The 16,489-nt window shown below is 62.6% G+C and carries 16 protein-coding genes; 8 read left to right on the forward strand and 8 right to left on the reverse strand.

Translation table 11 applies throughout. The features are described 5' to 3' along the window. The first annotated feature begins 73 nt into the window (after nucleotides 1-73). Entirely contained in the window at nucleotides 74-691 is a 618-nt protein-coding gene (locus tag SCL_RS09780; RefSeq protein ID WP_148665073.1) for a zinc ribbon domain-containing protein, read from the forward strand. Here SCL_RS09780 and SCL_RS09785 read toward each other — a convergent pair. Next, complete coding sequence (locus SCL_RS09785) at nucleotides 688-1,005, reverse strand: PilZ domain-containing protein (protein WP_096361045.1); 318 nt, start codon at nucleotides 1,003-1,005, stop codon at nucleotides 688-690. The genes SCL_RS09780 and SCL_RS09785 overlap by 4 nt on opposite strands. Nucleotides 1,006-1,202: 197 nt before the next feature. Between SCL_RS09785 and SCL_RS09790 the strand changes: the two genes are divergently transcribed. Continuing rightward, nucleotides 1,203-1,532: a hypothetical protein gene (locus SCL_RS09790; RefSeq protein ID WP_096361046.1), complete on the forward strand. Its 330-nt coding sequence runs from the start codon at nucleotides 1,203-1,205 to the stop codon at nucleotides 1,530-1,532. A 59-nt stretch (nucleotides 1,533-1,591) separates the two neighbouring features. On the opposite strand, the gene SCL_RS14275 is transcribed toward SCL_RS09790, so the two are convergent. The 5 genes from SCL_RS14275 to SCL_RS09805 form a co-directional block, all read right to left on the reverse strand. After that, complete coding sequence (locus tag SCL_RS14275; protein ID WP_172426016.1) at nucleotides 1,592-1,768, reverse strand: hypothetical protein; 177 nt, start codon at nucleotides 1,766-1,768, stop codon at nucleotides 1,592-1,594. A gap of 83 nt (nucleotides 1,769-1,851) precedes the next feature. Further along, complete coding sequence (locus SCL_RS09795) at nucleotides 1,852-3,003, reverse strand: hypothetical protein (protein WP_148665074.1); 1,152 nt, start codon at nucleotides 3,001-3,003, stop codon at nucleotides 1,852-1,854. Between the two features lie 24 nt (nucleotides 3,004-3,027). Then, nucleotides 3,028-3,168 (reverse strand): hypothetical protein, encoded by a 141-nt coding sequence (locus tag SCL_RS14280; protein ID WP_172426017.1) that lies wholly within the window; start codon nucleotides 3,166-3,168, stop codon nucleotides 3,028-3,030. A gap of 71 nt (nucleotides 3,169-3,239) precedes the next feature. Then, nucleotides 3,240-4,922, reverse strand: coding sequence for a dihydroxy-acid dehydratase (gene ilvD / locus SCL_RS09800; RefSeq protein ID WP_096361048.1), 1,683 nt, complete (start codon nucleotides 4,920-4,922; stop codon nucleotides 3,240-3,242). 131 nt (nucleotides 4,923-5,053) lie between these two features. Further along, nucleotides 5,054-5,461 (reverse strand): ACT domain-containing protein, encoded by a 408-nt coding sequence (locus tag SCL_RS09805; protein ID WP_096361049.1) that lies wholly within the window; start codon nucleotides 5,459-5,461, stop codon nucleotides 5,054-5,056. 420 nt (nucleotides 5,462-5,881) lie between these two features. On the opposite strand from SCL_RS09805, the gene otsB reads away from it, so the two are divergent. From otsB to SCL_RS09825, 4 genes are read left to right on the forward strand one after another with little or no spacing between them, the layout of a single operon-like run. Continuing rightward, nucleotides 5,882-6,679, forward strand: a complete 798-nt coding sequence (gene otsB, locus SCL_RS09810; protein ID WP_096361050.1) for a trehalose-phosphatase — start codon at nucleotides 5,882-5,884, stop codon at nucleotides 6,677-6,679. Then, the gene (locus SCL_RS09815; RefSeq protein ID WP_096361051.1) at nucleotides 6,676-7,743 is read left to right on the forward strand and encodes a mechanosensitive ion channel family protein; all 1,068 of its coding nucleotides are present in this window, start codon (nucleotides 6,676-6,678) and stop codon (nucleotides 7,741-7,743) included. Before otsB ends, SCL_RS09815 begins: the two co-directional genes overlap by 4 nt. Then, nucleotides 7,736-10,027 carry an alpha,alpha-trehalose-phosphate synthase (UDP-forming) gene (locus SCL_RS09820; RefSeq protein ID WP_096361052.1) on the forward strand — a complete coding sequence of 764 codons (2,292 nt, stop codon included), beginning with the start codon at nucleotides 7,736-7,738 and terminating at the stop codon, nucleotides 10,025-10,027. The genes SCL_RS09815 and SCL_RS09820 overlap by 8 nt, the downstream gene beginning before the upstream one ends. A 51-nt stretch (nucleotides 10,028-10,078) precedes the next feature. After that, the gene (locus tag SCL_RS09825) at nucleotides 10,079-11,209 is read left to right on the forward strand and encodes a quinone-dependent dihydroorotate dehydrogenase (protein WP_096361053.1); all 1,131 of its coding nucleotides are present in this window, start codon (nucleotides 10,079-10,081) and stop codon (nucleotides 11,207-11,209) included. A 108-nt stretch (nucleotides 11,210-11,317) separates the two neighbouring features. Here SCL_RS09825 and SCL_RS09830 read toward each other — a convergent pair whose 3' ends face one another. Together SCL_RS09830 and SCL_RS09835 are read right to left on the reverse strand one after the other, a co-directional pair. After that, nucleotides 11,318-12,160 (reverse strand): GGDEF domain-containing protein, encoded by an 843-nt coding sequence (locus SCL_RS09830; RefSeq protein ID WP_096361054.1) that lies wholly within the window; start codon nucleotides 12,158-12,160, stop codon nucleotides 11,318-11,320. 97 nt (nucleotides 12,161-12,257) lie between these two features. After that, nucleotides 12,258-12,848 (reverse strand): DUF938 domain-containing protein, encoded by a 591-nt coding sequence (locus SCL_RS09835; RefSeq protein ID WP_096361055.1) that lies wholly within the window; start codon nucleotides 12,846-12,848, stop codon nucleotides 12,258-12,260. 48 nt (nucleotides 12,849-12,896) lie between these two features. Between SCL_RS09835 and SCL_RS09840 the strand changes: the two genes are divergently transcribed. Continuing rightward, entirely contained in the window at nucleotides 12,897-13,247 is a 351-nt protein-coding gene (locus tag SCL_RS09840) for a phenylpyruvate tautomerase MIF-related protein (RefSeq protein ID WP_420823627.1), read from the forward strand. A 273-nt stretch (nucleotides 13,248-13,520) separates the two neighbouring features. After that, nucleotides 13,521-16,463: a bifunctional diguanylate cyclase/phosphodiesterase gene (locus SCL_RS09845; protein ID WP_172426018.1), complete on the forward strand. Its 2,943-nt coding sequence runs from the start codon at nucleotides 13,521-13,523 to the stop codon at nucleotides 16,461-16,463. The last annotated feature ends 26 nt before the right edge of the window (nucleotides 16,464-16,489 follow it).

Here is a 16,489-nt window from a genome sequence, read left to right on the forward strand (position 1 = left end):
TCGAGGGCTATACTTGATTCTGGTGGGTGGGAGTTGTCATCGGTCGAATCAGGACATTGACAGGGATTACCGCATGAGGACCTACAGCATATACCAGAAGCCGTGCCCGGCATGCGGCATGGTGGTATCCATCGACGCCAAAAGCTGCGACTGCGGCTACTCCTTCGAATCCTCCGGCAGCAACGATCTGCCTTCCGCGGAACAGGCACTGCAGGAAGAGGAATTATTCGAGGCCTATCTGGCGGCGCGTGTTGACCAGGTCGTGGCGGCGGTGGAAGCCGCGCGCGCCGAGCTGATGGCCGACATCTCCAACCACCGCAAGGCCGACAAACTGTTGCGGGCGGTACAGGATGCGCTGACGCTGCGTGACGAACGCGACGCCCAGGCGGCAAAGATCAGGCAAATGCGCGAGTCCCTGCCGGCAAAACCGGATGCATCGCCGTTGTCGGCGCAACCGACCGAGGCCTTCCGGGCGCAACAGGCCGCCAAGGCAGAAAGGATCATGGAGGCGTTTGCCAACACCCAGACCAAAAGCTGCCCGCATTGCCGCACTGTGCTGCCCGTCACTTCTGCCATGTGTCTGTGCGGTTTCATCTTTGCCCGCAATGACTTCCTGCTCCCGCGGGCCGTGGACAGTTCCACACGCAGCAAGATTTATCAGTCCCGGGAAGATTCCCGGTCTCCGGGCTAACTGCTGTACAGCAAATTCACCAGCGCGGTATAAGTGCGGTCGTCGTAACGGCGAAACCGGAGCGCCACGCCATGGCGGTCGGCGCGCACCACATCCGCCGGCACGCGGTGCAAACCGTATTTATCATGTTCCTTGAGTGTCAGCACCGCCTCGACCGGCACGCCGGGCGAAAGCCCTTCCCTGGACGCTTCCAGCCGGGCGCCACTCAGACTGAGGTCACGAACCCTCCAGCGCTCCGAATAGACGAGATCCTGGTTGACAACAATATTGAGCGATATTTTCTTGCGGATACTCTGGCGTTGCTCGGCCTTCATAAATCTCCTCCCGGGCGGTAGCCCAACCTGCACATGATGTGATTGTGTCGCGGACGGGTCAAGCGACCGACCCCGGAATAAACGGCTATATTAGATAGCGCTTATCCACGTGGATTCCGGAAAGCGCCGGATTCTGGTTTTTTTTTCATAATCGGATAAGCTTGTAGACGTTAATCCTGCAACGGGGCTATTTTCCCATGTCGGAACTCGTGATCGCACCTACGCTCTTGCCCGCCGAACCGCTGCGCAAGCGCGCGCCGACATTCGACGAGCACGGCAAGGCCTTAAGCGACTTCATGGTGCTCATTCCCGGGCTGGTGAAAAAACCGCAACATATCATCCAGGCCACGATCGAGCACATCCAGACCGTGTTCGCCGACTACCAGCACGTGGTGGTATTCGCCGAATTGAACCTGAAGCTCAGCCTGTTGTGGGTAAGCGTGAAGCCGGTTCCCGGCGTGCGCTTCCAGATATCCGAGGCGCTGCGCGCGCTCATTCCCGAGGCGCGTCTGGTTTCACATATCTAAACGAAATTAGCGCACGGGCGGGGTTTCCGTTCGCATCACATATTCAGCGGAAAAAACTTCTAACGCTTGTGTACGCCCAGCTGATCGCTGGCGCGGCGGCCTGTGCTCTGACGCCGGTTGGGGTTGTTCGGTTCCCAGCGGATATCCTTGCGACGGTCCGCCACGTTGCGGCGATTGAACTTGCGCCGCTCGATGCCCTTGTAGCCCGTGCTGCCGTTGGTGTAATGACTTGCCATGGTACCCTCGTCCGGCCCGGGTTCTGGCGCTCACCCTGACCGCGTTTGATGTACCCCAAGTAAAGCAGAAACCATGCCAAGGCCTAAACCGGCGCGAAAAACCGCGCAGACAAGGCCCATATCGCCTGCGCCAGAAAAACCGCCATGACCGCTCCGGCCAGATAAACCGCGCCCGGCAAGCCGTTCCACGCCAGGACACCCGCGATAAAAAAACCCAGCGCCCGCGCGCCGCTGCCCCAGGCCAGGCGCTGCACGGCCGACTCATAGGCGGCGGTATTGCGCGCCGGCCAGATCCACACCGGCAACAGGTAACTGATGGCACCGGTTACGAGCGGAAACAGGAACAGATAGAAGAACAACGGCAAGGCAACGTCGGATGGTTGCACGCCGGCGGCATGCAAGCCGCCGGCTGTCAGCACCAGCATCAAGCCCGGCACGGCGAGACCCAATGATGCCCCCGGACGGTGCCAGCCCCAGACAGGTTCGCGCCAGCGTGAAACCAGCAGCGCGGCAAAACGCGTTAGCGGTATCAGCCACAGCGCCAGCCCGGGCCAAACCAGCCACACCCACCAGGCCGAACCGGCAGCCATGAGCAACGCACCGAATGCCATGGGATAAAGATCGCGCTGCAGACGAACGCGCGTGGCCGCATCGGTGTAACCCGCCACGGTGGGAAGCAGCACGCGCAGCGTGCCCACTGCGGTCAGTCCGATGAAACCATATATATTGATGTGCAGGTGAAATCGCCGGAGAGCGGCCCAATGCTCCGGCCAGACTGCCGCAAGCGAAATCGCGAGCAGCCCGAGCAACAGACTGGCCAGCGCCAACTGGTACCAGGCCAGACCCGGGTGCGGCCGGCCCAGCATGGTCCGGGCCCGCTGCCAGATCCAGCCGAGCAAGGCGCCGGCAGCGATCATGGCGGTCAGCGCCGGCACCACAATCAGATCACGCCGCCAGAACAGGCTCGCGGCCGCCCCGGCGCCGGCAATCAGGGCCAGACCGGGAAGAATCAGCACCAGCCAGGACGGCGCACGGCTGTGTGTCAGCACCGGCGTGAAATAGATCATCGCCGCCATGATGAGCGGCATGACGCCGGCAGCCAGGATCATATGAATCAGCGCCGGCGCGTATGAGCGCAGAAAGGAAGACAGAATCAGCGCGGCTAGAAAAAGCATGGACGCCGTCATCCCCAGCACGACCATGATACGACGCACAGGCCGCGAGGGATCAGGCATTCCCGGCATCCATTGCAGTACCCGTCATGGCGCCGGTTCCGGCTTCCAGTTTTCGATGCGCACCGGAGACTTGTATTCGTAACCGAAATAGCTGGCGCCGACCATGAGCGCCATCCACACGACAATGACGAACGCGACGATCAGGATCCAGTGGCTTTTCTTCATGGCAACGGTTGCGTGTCCCCGCCCGGGCGGCATCCCGCCATCACGACTCACGAGCCGGCACGCGCTTTACCTCATTCGTCCGTAACACAGCCTTCAGAGGCATTCTTGACGTTCTTGATGAACTTGTAGAGCGTGCCATGCGCAGCCTTGTACGGCGGCATTTTCCAGGCCGACTTGCGCCTGGTCATCTCCGTGTCATTCACTGCCACGCTGAGTTCGTTTTTCCCGGCGTCGATGGTGATGACATCGCCGTCGCGCAGCAGCGCGATCGGCCCGCCTTCCTGCGCCTCCGGCACCACGTGTCCGATGATGAAGCCGTGCGAACCGCCGGAGAAGCGCCCGTCGGTCATGAGCGCCACGTCCTTGCCCAGCCCCGCGCCCATGATGGCCGAGGTCGGTGTCAGCATCTCGGGCATGCCCGGACCACCCTTCGGGCCCTCGTAGCGGATCACCACCACGTCGCCCTTCCTGATCTCGCTGCGCTCCAGGCCCTTGAGCATGTCCTCTTCGCAGTCATACACCCGCGCCGGACCGGAGAAACGCAGGCCTTCCTTGCCGGTGATCTTGGCCACCGCGCCTCCGGGCGCGAGATTGCCGCGCAGGATCCGGATATGGCCGCTTGGCTTGATCGGTTTCTCCAGCGGCATGAACACCTCCTGGCCCGGTTTCAGGCCCGGCAGCGGCGCCAGGTTTTCCGCGATGGTCCTGCCCGTTACCGTGAGGCAGTCGCCGGCGAGCAATCCCTTTTCGAGCAGGTACTTCATCACCGCTGGCGTGCCGCCGGCGTTGTGCAGATCTTCCATCACGTACTTGCCGCTCGGTTTCAGATCGGCGAGAAACGGCACGCGGTCGGAGACCTTCTGGAAATCGTCGATGGTGAGCGGCACGCCCACGGCGCGCGCCATGGCGATCAGATGCAGCACCGCGTTGGTGGAGCCGCCCAGCGCCATGACGATGACCATGGCGTTCTCGAACGCCGCGCGCGTCATGATGTCGCGCGGCTTGATGTCCTTTTCGAGCAGGTGGCGGATGGCTCTGCCGGCGTTGAGGCACTCCTCCCGCTTGCCCGGCTCCACCGCCGGCATCGACGAGCTGTACGGCAACGACATCCCAAGCGCCTCGATGGCGCTGGCCATGGTATTGGCCGTATACATGCCGCCGCAGGCGCCGGCGCCGGGGCAGGAATGCTCCACGATATCCTCGCGCGCGGGTTCATCGATCTTGCCGGCGATGAATTCGCCATAGCTCTGGAACGCCGAAACGATATCGAGGGTATCGCCCTTCTTGTTGTGGCCCGGCTTGATGGTGCCGCCATAAACCATGATCGCGGGCCGGTTCAACCGGCCCATGGCGATCAGGCAGCCGGGCATGTTCTTGTCGCACCCGGGCAGCGCGATGAGCCCGTCGTACCACTGCGCGCCCATGACCGTCTCGATCGAGTCGGCGATGATCTCACGCGATTGCAGGGAATACGACATGCCGTCCGTGCCCATGGAAATGCCGTCGGACACGCCGATGGTGTTGAAGCGCATGCCCACCAGCCCCGCCGCCTGCACGCCCTGCTTCACCTGCACCGCCAGGTCGTTCAGATGCATGTTGCAGGTATTGCCCTCGAACCAGTTGGCGACGATGCCGACCTGGGCCTTGTCCATGTCCGCGCGCGTCAGGCCGGTCCCGTAAAGCATGGCCTGCGAGGCGCCTTGCGACTTGGGTTGCGTGATGCGGGAACTATAACGATTCAGTTTGCTTGCCATGAAAACTCCGCCCGTGGCCGACGGCCGGCCGATGAAAGCCGGTCATTCTAGCGCAGACCGGGGAGTTCGCTGAAGTGAAAAACAGGCAACCCGCGCCCTGCGCTGGGTCGCGGCAGAGGCAACGGGGGAAATCAGGCGCCGAGCGCGCGGGCCGCGCGGTTCACGTCCTTCTGCTTGACCCATAGAATCGCGCCGAAACGTCCGGCGCCGGCGGTCACCGCATCCACGGCGGTGACGTTGACCTTGGCATGCGCCAGTTTCGTCATCACCCTGGCGATCGCGCCGCGCTGATCGCTGCCTCGGATGAGAAAGCCGGTTTTCTTGCCCCGCAGCTTGAGCTTCATGCCGCGCGCGACCGCGAGAAAGGTGGTTGGGTTCGCCGGAATGAAATCCACCTGCGAATTCCTTCCGTTGGGAAAGCCCGTGAACGCCAGCAGATTGACCCCGGCCTTCGCCAGCCCTGTCAGAATCCGTCCCGCCTCGCCCGGCCGGTTGGGGATTTGCATCGCGAAGTAACTGACCTTCTGTGCTCTGGCCATACTCATCCTCCTGATGTCATGTCCGATGGCTGATGTCCGTGGCATCATAACGCAACAACAAAAATACAGACAGCGTAGAGAGCGGGCGCGGCACTCATCGCACCGATTACCGTTCCGGAGCGCCGCAGTCTCGCGCGGGATTCGTGAAAATACAGCATCGATGCTGGAATCCGGTCTCCAATAAAGCTAGAATGACCCTCAGCAATTCCCTCCATCTGTCCTCACCGCGCTGCCCCAGGGGCTCCAAGCGACAAGGACGGATGATGTAACTGGTAGTCCCCGGCAAAGCTGCATCGTGCCAGAAAATTTGTGACAGGTTTCGCGTTGCCCGGCAACGGATTCCTTTATTGATCTCGAATACCCGACCGCGGTTGGTCCGGCCAAGGAGATAACGATGGCAACAAACTCAAAATAACCGGTATGCGCCCCCTGCACCAGCAGCAAGGGCTCGAGGATTTCTTCCGGCGCCTGCGAACCGCGCCGGAACGCGTGCTGCTGCTCGATTACGATGGCACGCTCGCGCCGTTCCGGATACGCACGGACGAGGCGCTGCCGTATCCCGGCGTACGCGACATCCTCGATGCCATCATGGAAAGTGGCCATACCCGGCTTGTCATCGTCAGCGGCCGCTGGACCCGCGACCTGCAACCCCTGCTCGGCCTCAGGCGCCTTCCCGAAATCTGGGGTTCACACGGCTGGGAACAGCTCAAGCCCGACGGCCAATACACGGTCGCGCGCATGAACGAAATGGCGCTGCAACATCTCGCGGACGCCGACACCTGGACCGCCGAGATTGAGGCCCGGGGAGGGCGTTGCGAAATCAAACCCGGCGGTCTGGCCATCCACTGGCGCGGGCTTGACCAGGACCGGATCGCCGATATCCGCAGCCTCGTGTTCCAGAACCTGTTGATGAAGGAAATGCAAAAAACTCTCGTGTGGCATGACTTCGACGGCGGCATCGAACTGCGCGTACCCGGTCGCCATAAGGGATTCGTGGTGAACGCCGTGCTTGCCGAAATGGCCCAGGAGACGGCCGCGGCCTATCTCGGCGATGACACCACCGATGAAGACGCGTTCAACGCCATCCGCGGCCGCGGCATCGGCGTGCTGGTGCGCCCGCAATTCCGTGCTACAACCGCGAATTTCTGGCTGCAGCCACCGGAGGAATTGCTCGACTTCCTGCGCCAGTGGCATGAGACCAGCGGAGAAATGAAATGAATCTGCTCGGGCAAACCTATTATGGAAACACGCTGCAGGACTGGCTGACCGCCCTGGCCGTCGTCATCGCGCTGGCGCTGCTGCTGTATTTCGCGAAGCGCCTCGTCATCGCCCGGCTCGCAGCCTGGGCGCAAAAGACCGAAACCCGTCTTGACGATTGCGTCGTGGAAATCCTCGCCGGCACCCGCTTCCTGTTCCTGCTGATCATTGCTTTTTATTTCGGATTGCAGTATCTGGAGCTGCCGCCAAAGCCGACGCGCCTGATCACGCACTTCACCGTCATCGCGCTGCTGCTGCAGGCGGCGATGTGGGGGAACCGGGGCATCGTCCTGTGGCTGGACGATTACCTCAAGCGCAACAGGGAAACCGACGCCGCCGGCGCGACCACCGTGTCGGTGCTGGGCTTCATCGCGCGCGTGGCGCTATGGTCGATCCTGCTGCTGATGATCCTGGACAACCTCGGGTTCAATATCACCGCGCTCGTCGCCAGCCTGGGCATCGGCGGCGTGGCGGTGGCACTGGCGACGCAAAATATCCTGGGAGACATCTTTGCCTCGCTCTCCATCGCCATCGACAAGCCATTCGTGATCGGCGATTTCATCGTCGTCGACGATATCCTCGGCAACGTGGAATACATCGGCCTCAAGACCACGCGCCTGCGCAGCCTGGGCGGCGAGCAGATCGTGTTTTCCAACACCGACCTGCTGAAAAGCCGCATCCGCAACTACAAGCGCATGTACGAGCGCCGCGTGGTGTTCAGTTTCGGCGTCGTCTACCAGACGCCGCATGAAAAACTCAAATCTGTTCCGGTCATGGTGCGGGAAATCATCGAGGGTCTGGAGAAGACGCGTTTCGACCGCGCCCACTTCAAGGAATACGGTGACTCGTCGCTGAATTTCGAGGTCGTCTACTTCGTGCAGGATCCGGATTACAACATCTACATGGACATACAACAATGCATCAATCTTTCCCTCTTCGAGGGCTTCGCCCGGGAAGGCATCGAATTCGCCTACCCGACGCGCACGCTGTACCTCCATCGCGAAACAGGGGTGGTTCATGGCTGACCAGCCACGTCCACGGACGACACGCTCGCTGCGCCTCGGGCTGCTGGTCGCGGCGATCATCGGCGTCGTCACTGGTCTGTTCGCCTGGCACCAGGTGCAAAATGAACGCGCCATCGACCTCGATGACGTGGGGCGGCGCGCGCATGCGCTGGCGCAGCAGCTTTCCGACCGGGTGCTGTACGCGCTGACGCTGCCGGACATACAGGCGCGCGCGCTGTTGCAGCCTCGGGTCGAGGGCTATCAGCGGCTCCTCGGTTACGCGGTGTTTCGCGCCGATGGCCGGCTGGTCGCGGCCGGCAAGACCATCTCCGATTTCACCAACAAGCTCGATGGCCCGATGCGCGAGGCATTGCAATCCGGAAATGAAGTCACGCAACTCACGCGCGGCGCGGGAATGCAGGTCCATGTTTTTGCCAAGAAGTTTCCCGAGAAAGGCGATGCCGAGGGCGTTCTGGTGGTGGTGCACGACGTGTCCTATATCGACGACCGCGCGCTCGCCCGGCTCGCGCAGTTCGCCTTCTGGGTCCTGATCGTCTCCCTGCTCGCGGTGGCGCTGGTGGTGGGCAGCACCTGGTTCGTGTACGAACGGCCACTCACCAAACTCGCCGACTGGATGCGGCGCCTGCGGGTAGATAACGTCGCGGAATCGCCGCCGCCGGGGCTGCCCTCGGGCCGGTTGCGCAGCGAATCGGATCGGCTGGCGGCATCTTTCCGCGCGGCACGCTCCACCGGCCGGGCGCTGTCGGAAGCGGCGCTGTTTGCCGAACAGGTGTGGACGCCGGAGCGGCTGCGCGCGCACGCGGTGGCTTCACTTGGCGAGGCGCATCAGCTCATCGTGGTGAGCAATCGCGAACCCTACATGCACCAGTGGCGTGACGGCCGCGGGTACGCGATCGTCCCAGCTGGCGGACTCGTGACCGCGCTTGACCCGGTGCTGCAAGCCTGCGGCGGCGTGTGGATCGCGCACGGCGCCGGCAACGCCGACCGCGCGAACGCCGATGCCGAAGGCCGGCTGACGGTACCACCCGGCGATATGCGCTACACGCTCAAGCGCGTGTGGCTGACACGCGAGGAGGAACAGGGCTACTACTACGGCTTCTCGAACGAGGGCCTGTGGCCGTTGTGTCACCTGGCGCACGAACGCCCCGTCTTCCGCGCCGAGGACTGGGAACACTATCGCCAGGCCAACCGCCGCTTCGCGGATGCGGTGCTGGACGAGGCGGGGTCGGGCAAGGCCGTGGTGCTGGTGCAGGACTACCAGCTCGCGCTCGTGCCGCGGATGCTCAAGGAGGCGCGCCCGGATTTGCGCGTCGGCATGTTCTGGCACATCCCCTGGCCCAACCCGGAAGCGTTCCGCATCTGTCCCTGGGGAGCGGAGATTCTCGATGGCATGCTCGGTGCCGATCTCCTCGGCTTTCACCTGCAGCAATATTGCAACAGCTTTCTCGAGACCGTGGACCGCGTGCTCGAATCGCGTCTCGACTGGGATCACTTTTCCGCAGAACTGCGCGGCAGCCGCACGCGCGTGCGGCCGTTTCCCATCAGCGTGCAGCCGTGGTCCGAGCGCCACGTGCCCGGGGAAGATGCGCTCGCGAAGCAGATCACCGAACTCAGAACACAGCATCAGCTGGGGGACGTTTTCATCGCGGTCGGCGTGGATCGCATCGACTATACCAAGGGCATACCGGAGCGTTTCCGGGCCATCGCGCGATTGCTCGAAAAATATCCGCAGTATCGCGGGCGTTTCACCTTCGTCGAGCTCGGCGCACCATCGCGCACGCATATTCCGCGCTACCGCGAACACCTGGACGGGCTCGAGGCGCTAGCTGACGAAATCAACTGGAAGTACCAGAGCGAAGGCTGGAAACCGATCCATTTTCTCGTCGCGCACCATGACGCCAGAACCGTGCACGCCTTCCTGCGCATGGCGCCGATGTGCATCGTCAGCTCCCTGCATGACGGCATGAATCTGGTGGCAAAGGAGTACGTGGCGGCGCAATCCGGCGGCGACGGCGTGCTGGTGCTGTCGGAGTTCGCCGGCGCGGCGCGCGAGCTGGCCGACGCGCTGATCGTCAACCCGTACGATACCGAGCAATTCGCCGAGGCTGTTCGCTACGGCCTTGAAATGGATCCCGGGGAGCGGCGCGCGCGCATGCAGCGCCTCACCCGCCAGGTCGAGGAACACAATATCTACCGCTGGGCCGCGAATTTTCTCGCGGCACTCGCCGCTGAGCGCGTGGCGGGCACCGAAGCGGCCGGCGTCGGCAAGGCGGCGAACTCATAACGAACACCGGCAACGAGCCCGGCATTCATTTCGCTCCGGCGTTTGGTTATCATGCCTGCCGGCGCAAACCAAGGTCATCATCCATTGTACAAATTGCTGCGTGCCCTGCTGTTCCGGCTGCCCCCCGAAACCAGCCACTACCTGACCTTCACCCTGCTGCGCCTGTTTTATCACCTGCCCGGCGCAAGCACGCTCACGCGGTCCCTGTTTGCACGCCATCCGGCGCCGTTGCCGGTCACCGTGATGGGGCTGAATTTTTCCAACCCGGTCGGGCTCGCCGCCGGCCTGGACAAGAACGCCGAATACGTCCGGCCGCTGGCCGACTTCGGCTTTGGTTTTCTCGAACTCGGCACCGTCACACCCCGGCCGCAGCCCGGCAACCCCAAGCCACGCCTGTTCCGCCTGCCGCGCCAGGCGGCGCTGATCAACCGCATGGGTTTCAACAATGTGGGCGCGGGTAAATTTCTTGTGAACCTCGCGGCCCAGGGCAAACCCTGCCCGCTCGGCGTCAATATCGGCAAGAATCGCGACACCCCCCTGGAACAGGCCGCCGACGATTACCTCGCGGTGCTGAACTCGGTCTACCGCCTCGCCGATTACGTCGCGGTCAATATCTCCTCCCCCAACACCACCGGCCTGCGCGATCTGCAGCAGGAGGAAAACCTCGATGCGCTGCTGCGCGCGCTGAAAAACGAGCAGGCCGCGCTGGCGGACAAATATGGCCGCTACGTCCCCATCGCGCTCAAGATCGCCCCCGATCTGGACGACACCCAGATCGCCGCCATCGCGCGGCTGGTGCTGGAACACAAATTCGACGCCGTCATCGTCACCAATACCACTGTCGCCCGGCCCGGCCTCGCGGACAATCCACTGGCGCGCCAGAGCGGCGGTTTGAGCGGCCGCCCGCTCAAGGAACTTTCCACGGATGTCATTCGCAAGTTGCATAACCGGTTGCAGGGCGCCGTTCCGATCATCGGCGTGGGCGGGATCGAAAATGCGCAAGATGCGTGGGACAAGCTCGTCGCCGGCGCCGATCTGGTCCAGATATACACCGCGCTGATTTACGAGGGACCCTGTGTGGCACAGGCGATCACGCGCGGTCTGGCCGAACGCGTGCGGGCCTCCGGTTGCGCCACGCTGGCGGATGCCGTGGCGCAGGCGCGCCAGCAGAAAGCCGGTTAAAAAAAAGAAACAAAGGAATTCAGCCACAGAGAACACAGAGTTAAAACGGAAAAGATCTGCTCTCTGTGACCTCTGTGTGCTCTGTGGCAGATTATTAAGTTACCCGAATCAGGCGTCGGGGGCGCAGCCCACGACCACGCGATTGCGTCCTTCCCGTTTGGCCTGGTACATCGCCTTGTCGGCGTTCTGGATCAGCTCCTTCATGTCCACGGCCTGCCGGCCGAAGCAGGCCACGCCGACGCTGACGGTGATGCGCATCTTGTCGAGCTCGCGATGCAGGTCCGCGGGGATCGCCAGCGGCGCCTCCTCCACGGCCTTGCGCAAGCGTTCCGCCAGCTGGGCCGCCGTCTTCACCGGCGTGCTCGGCGTGATCACCATGATCTCCTCGCCGCCATAGCGCGCCACGATATCCGTGGTGCGGACGGTGTTCACGATCAGCTGCGCCAGGCCGCGCAACACCACGTCGCCGACCGGATGCCCGTAGGTATCGTTGATGCGCTTGAAGTGGTCGATGTCGATCAGCAGCACCGAAAGCGTCATGCCATAACGGCTGGCGCGCGCCACCTCGGTAGCCAGGCGGCGCTCCAGATAACGACGGTTGTAAATCCCCAGCACCGGGTCGGTGATGTTTTCCCGCTCGAGCACCGCCATGTAGCGCACGTCGCGCGCGGTCTCGAGCGATAACAGATTGACCACCAGCACGAAACAGGCGCCCAGGAAAAACACGGCGGGGACGACCAGGTCGGCGAACTGCTCGTGACTGCCCCAGAACACCGGAATGTAGGCGCCGTAACCGATGATGAATATGAAAATGAGCGAAGACAGGACGTACCAGCTGAACCGCGGGCGGCCGGGAGGAAGCAGCGTGATCAGTCGTCGGACGGGCCTCAGCGCCAGCAACTGAAGAATGATCCCGACAGCCACCAGCCCGTTGGCGATGAAATGCAGCATTTATGGCGAATTCGCGCGAAGTGCGTTACCGGACCGGGCTGAAAGTATCATTCACGAGGCGCCGTGGGAAGCCGCACGCAGGAACATTCCGGATGCATCACCCCTTTTGCCACCAGATCGAGCGGTTGTTCGCCGGCATGGCGCGGTCACCGGCGAGCAGCAGGCCGTTTTGCCCGGCCAGACGATTGACGTCCTCGAACAGTCGCACGCCGGAAACCGGATCGCGCGCCTTGAGCCAGCGGTCGAAATCCTCGTTACTGGGCTCAAGCGGACGATCGGCATAACGGTAAGGTCCGTAGACATACAGGATGCCGCCGGGCGCCAGCACCCGGCCGGCGCCGGCGAACAATCTTTCCACGCCCTGCCAGGAAACGATGTGTATCGTATTGATGCAGACCACGGCCCGTGTCTGCTTTACCGGCCAGTCATCGGCGAACAGATCGAGCGCCAGCGGCTCGCGCAGGTTGGGCAGGCCGGCCTCGGCGCGCCACGCAGCGATGCTGGGAAGGTTTTCGGCGATGTCGGTCGGCTGCCATGCCAGGTGCGGCAAAGCGCGCGCGAAATGCACCGCGTGCTGGCCGCTGCCGCTGCCGATTTCCAGCACCAGGCCGGGCGCGGTGAAAATCTCGCGCAATACCGCCAGAATCGGTTCCTGGTTGCGTTCGCAAGAGGGCGAGAATTGTTTCATGGTTCGCGCTATGGTGGATTATTATTCCCGTCAGCACAATCAAGGAGGATGCCCGTGCCCTATCTCAAGATTCAGACCAATCGTGAAATGGCTGAAGACACCCGGCAGGAGATTCTGAAAAAGACCTCGGTGCTGGTGTCGAAAAATCTCGGCAAACCCGAAAAATACGTCATGATACGACTGGACCCGCCGCAGGCCATGATGTTCGCGGGAAGCACCCTGCCCTGCGCCTACCTCGAACTCAAATCCATCGGCCTGCCGGAGAGCAAGACCGAGACGCTGTCGAAGGTGTTATGCCAGCTGATGCTGGACGAACTCAAGATCCCCTCGGAACGGGTTTATATCGAATTCGCGGATGCGAAGGATTCGATGTGGGGATGGAACAGCTCGACCTTTTGATTTTTCGGTAAAAAACCCGGAGCGGTGCCGATCCGAAGGGGCCGGGGCGATTGACTTCCGGGGCGGGCATATCATACTGATTCAGTAGGTCAAGGATATAAGGAGAAAACGAAGAACCACCCCGATCGAGGGCAGAAAAGTCAAAAACCTGACCATAAAACCCGCGCAAACAAAAACCGGCAAGAAGCGCAGGCACCGGAGGCAGCATGTTGCTTTACTGTTCCACATTCATCGGTCATGACTGACCCGACGCACCACGGACGCGGCCAGCCAATGAGACAACCTCTCTTCACGGGCTTGCGGGCGCGCCTGATCGTCCTGGTGTTGCTGGCGGCTGCCCCGGCGCTGGCGTTCATTCTTTACTCCGGCTTCGAGATGCGCCGGCAGGCGGAAACGGATGCCCTGGATCGCGCACAACAGGTCATCGCCCATGCTGCCAGCACCCAGCAACAGATATTCCAGGATACCCGCCAGCTTCTGAAGATTCTCGCCCAGGTCCCGCAGGTGCGCGAATCGAACGGCGTTGTTTGCGGCGCCTTCATGGCCGCTCTGCTGAAACAGTATCCGCATTACACCAATCTGGGTGTGGCGCGCCGCAACGGCGAGATCTTCTGCAGCGCGCTGCCGCTCAAGGGGCCCGTCGATATTTCCGACCGGCCTTACTTCCAGGCCGCCGTGGGTCACCGCGATTTTTCCGTCGGGGAATACCAGATCGGCCGCATCACCGGCAAGCCCGCGATCAATTTCGCCTATCCCGTGCTCGACCAGTCCGGGGAAGCCCGCACCATTCTTTTCGCCGCGCTCGACCTCGCCTGGCTCAAGCGGCTGGCGGCCGATTCACAGCTGCCGGAGAACTCGTCGTTCACCATGATCGATCGCAACGGGACGGTCCTGCTGCGTCACCCCGAGATCGACGGATGGGCGGGGCGTTCCATCGCGGACACGAGCCTGTTCGGCACCATCCGCGCCCGCGCCAACGGGGTCATGCAGTCTCACGGTCTCGACAATGTCGAACGCCTGTATGCCTTCGCCGCCCTGCGCGAGACCTCGGGCGAGCCGCTGGCCTACCTGAGCGTCGGCATCCCGGTCACCATCGCCTTCGCCGGCGCCAATGCCAGCCTGCTTCGCGGACTCACGGGCCTGGGCATGGTGACGCTGTTGACACTCGTCATTGCCTGGGTCGGCAGCAACATGTTCATCCTGCGACGCGTGAGCGCGCTGCTGGCTGCGGTGCGCCGCGTGTCCGCGGGCGACCTGTCCGCGCGCACCGACGTCTCTCCCCGGAACGATGAAATCGGTGAACTTTCGCGCGCCTTCGACAACATGGCGCAAAGTCTCGAACGGCGGGATGCCCGTATCCGCGAAGACGAAGTCCGCATCGCCCGCCTCAACCGCATATATGCCGTGTTGAGCAACATCAACGGCGCCATCATTCGCATCCACGAACGTGACGCCCTGTTGCAGGAGGCCTGCCGCATCGCCATGGACGAAGGCCGCTTCCGGCTCGCTTGCATCAGCCGGATTGACTCCGAAACCTTCCGGCTCATTCCTGCCTATATTTCGGGAAACGACCGGGACATGCTCCATGAAATCCGCCTGCGGCTCCCGGAAAACGCGGCGGACGACACCCATGGCATCGGCGCTGCCCTGCTCGTCGGCGAACCCGTGGTGGTCAACGATCTGGCGCAGGACGTGCGCGCGGGCGCGAACCGGGATATCGCGCTGCGCCACGGTTACCGCTCCTGTGTGCTGTTGCCACTGAAAATTTCCGGCAAACTGACCGGTTGCCTTCACCTGTACGCGGACGAGTCGGGTTTTTTCGACGACCAGGAAATGAAGCTGCTGCAGGAACTGGCGGCGGACATCTCGCTCGGGCTCGAACACATTGAAAACGAGGGAAAACTCCACAACCTGGCGAATTACGATCTCCTGACCGGACTGCCCAACCGTGATCTGTTCCGCGACCGGCTGGACCAGTCCCTGTCGCGCGCGCGGCATCACGGGCGCCATGTCGCCGTCATGATGCTGCACATCGACCGGCTCAAGGAGATCAACAGCCTCCACGGCCAGCATGTCGGCGACATGCTGCTGCGGGAAGCCGCGCGGCGCCTGCGCGGGCTGGTGCGTGAGGGCGATACCGTGGCGCGTGCCGGCAGCTCGGTTTTCAGCGCCGCGCTCGCCGACGTGGCGCATACCCGGGATGTCATCATGGTCGCGCGCAAGATCACCAACGTCTTTGCCGAACCCATTGACCTGGAAGACACGGAATTCTATGTCACCATCCGCATCGGCATCGCGGTTTCCCCGGAAGACGGGGATGACGTGGACACCATCCTGAAAAACGCCGAGGTGGCCCTCAACATATCGCAACGGGAGGCAGGCAGCACCTATCGCTTCTACACGCCGGAGATCAACACGCGCGCCCTGGAGCGGTTCGAGATCGAACAGGAACTGCGCCACGCGCTGGAACGGAATGAGTTCATCGTGCACTATCAGCCGGTGGTGGACATGAACACCGGAACCATTACCGGCTGCGAGGCCTTGCTGCGCTGGAACAACCAGACGCTCGGCGCGGTGTCGCCGGGCAGGTTCATCCCGGTCGCGGAGGAAACCGACCTGATCGTCCCCATCGGCGAGTGGGTGCTGCAAACCGCCTGCGAACAGGGTCGTCGCTGGCACGAGCAGGGCCTGAACCTGCGGCTGGCGGTCAACATCTCGGCCAAACAGCTGCGCCGCGCCGAATTCCCGGATACCGTGCTGACGATACTCCGGAATACCGGCGTGGATCCGGCGTCTTCCTCCCTGACCATGGAAATCACCGAATCCGAATTGATGGAAGACGCGGAGGGAACGGCGAAGCTCCTGAAAAACCTGCAGGCCCGGGGACTGTCGATATCGATCGACGACTTCGGCACCGGCTATTCCTCGCTGAGCTACCTCAAGCGCCTGCCGGTCGACACACTCAAGATCGATATTTCATTCATCCGCGACATCACCCGGTCGCATGACGATGCCGCCATCGTCAAGGCCATCATCGCGCTGGCGCACAGCCTCGACATGAAAGTCGTCGCCGAAGGCGTCGAAACCCGGGAACAATTCACCGCCCTGCGCGCCATCGGCTGCGACGCCGCCCAGGGATTCCTGTTCAGCCCGGCGGTGCTGGCGGCGGATTTTGAAAAGCTGAACGGGCGCTGCTTCACCCCGCAACTTTCATAGAAACTGGAAAAATAGACAGGATTCAC

Source organism: Sulfuricaulis limicola (assembly GCF_002355735.1).
GTDB classification, from domain to species: domain Bacteria; phylum Pseudomonadota; class Gammaproteobacteria; order Acidiferrobacterales; family Sulfurifustaceae; genus Sulfuricaulis; species Sulfuricaulis limicola.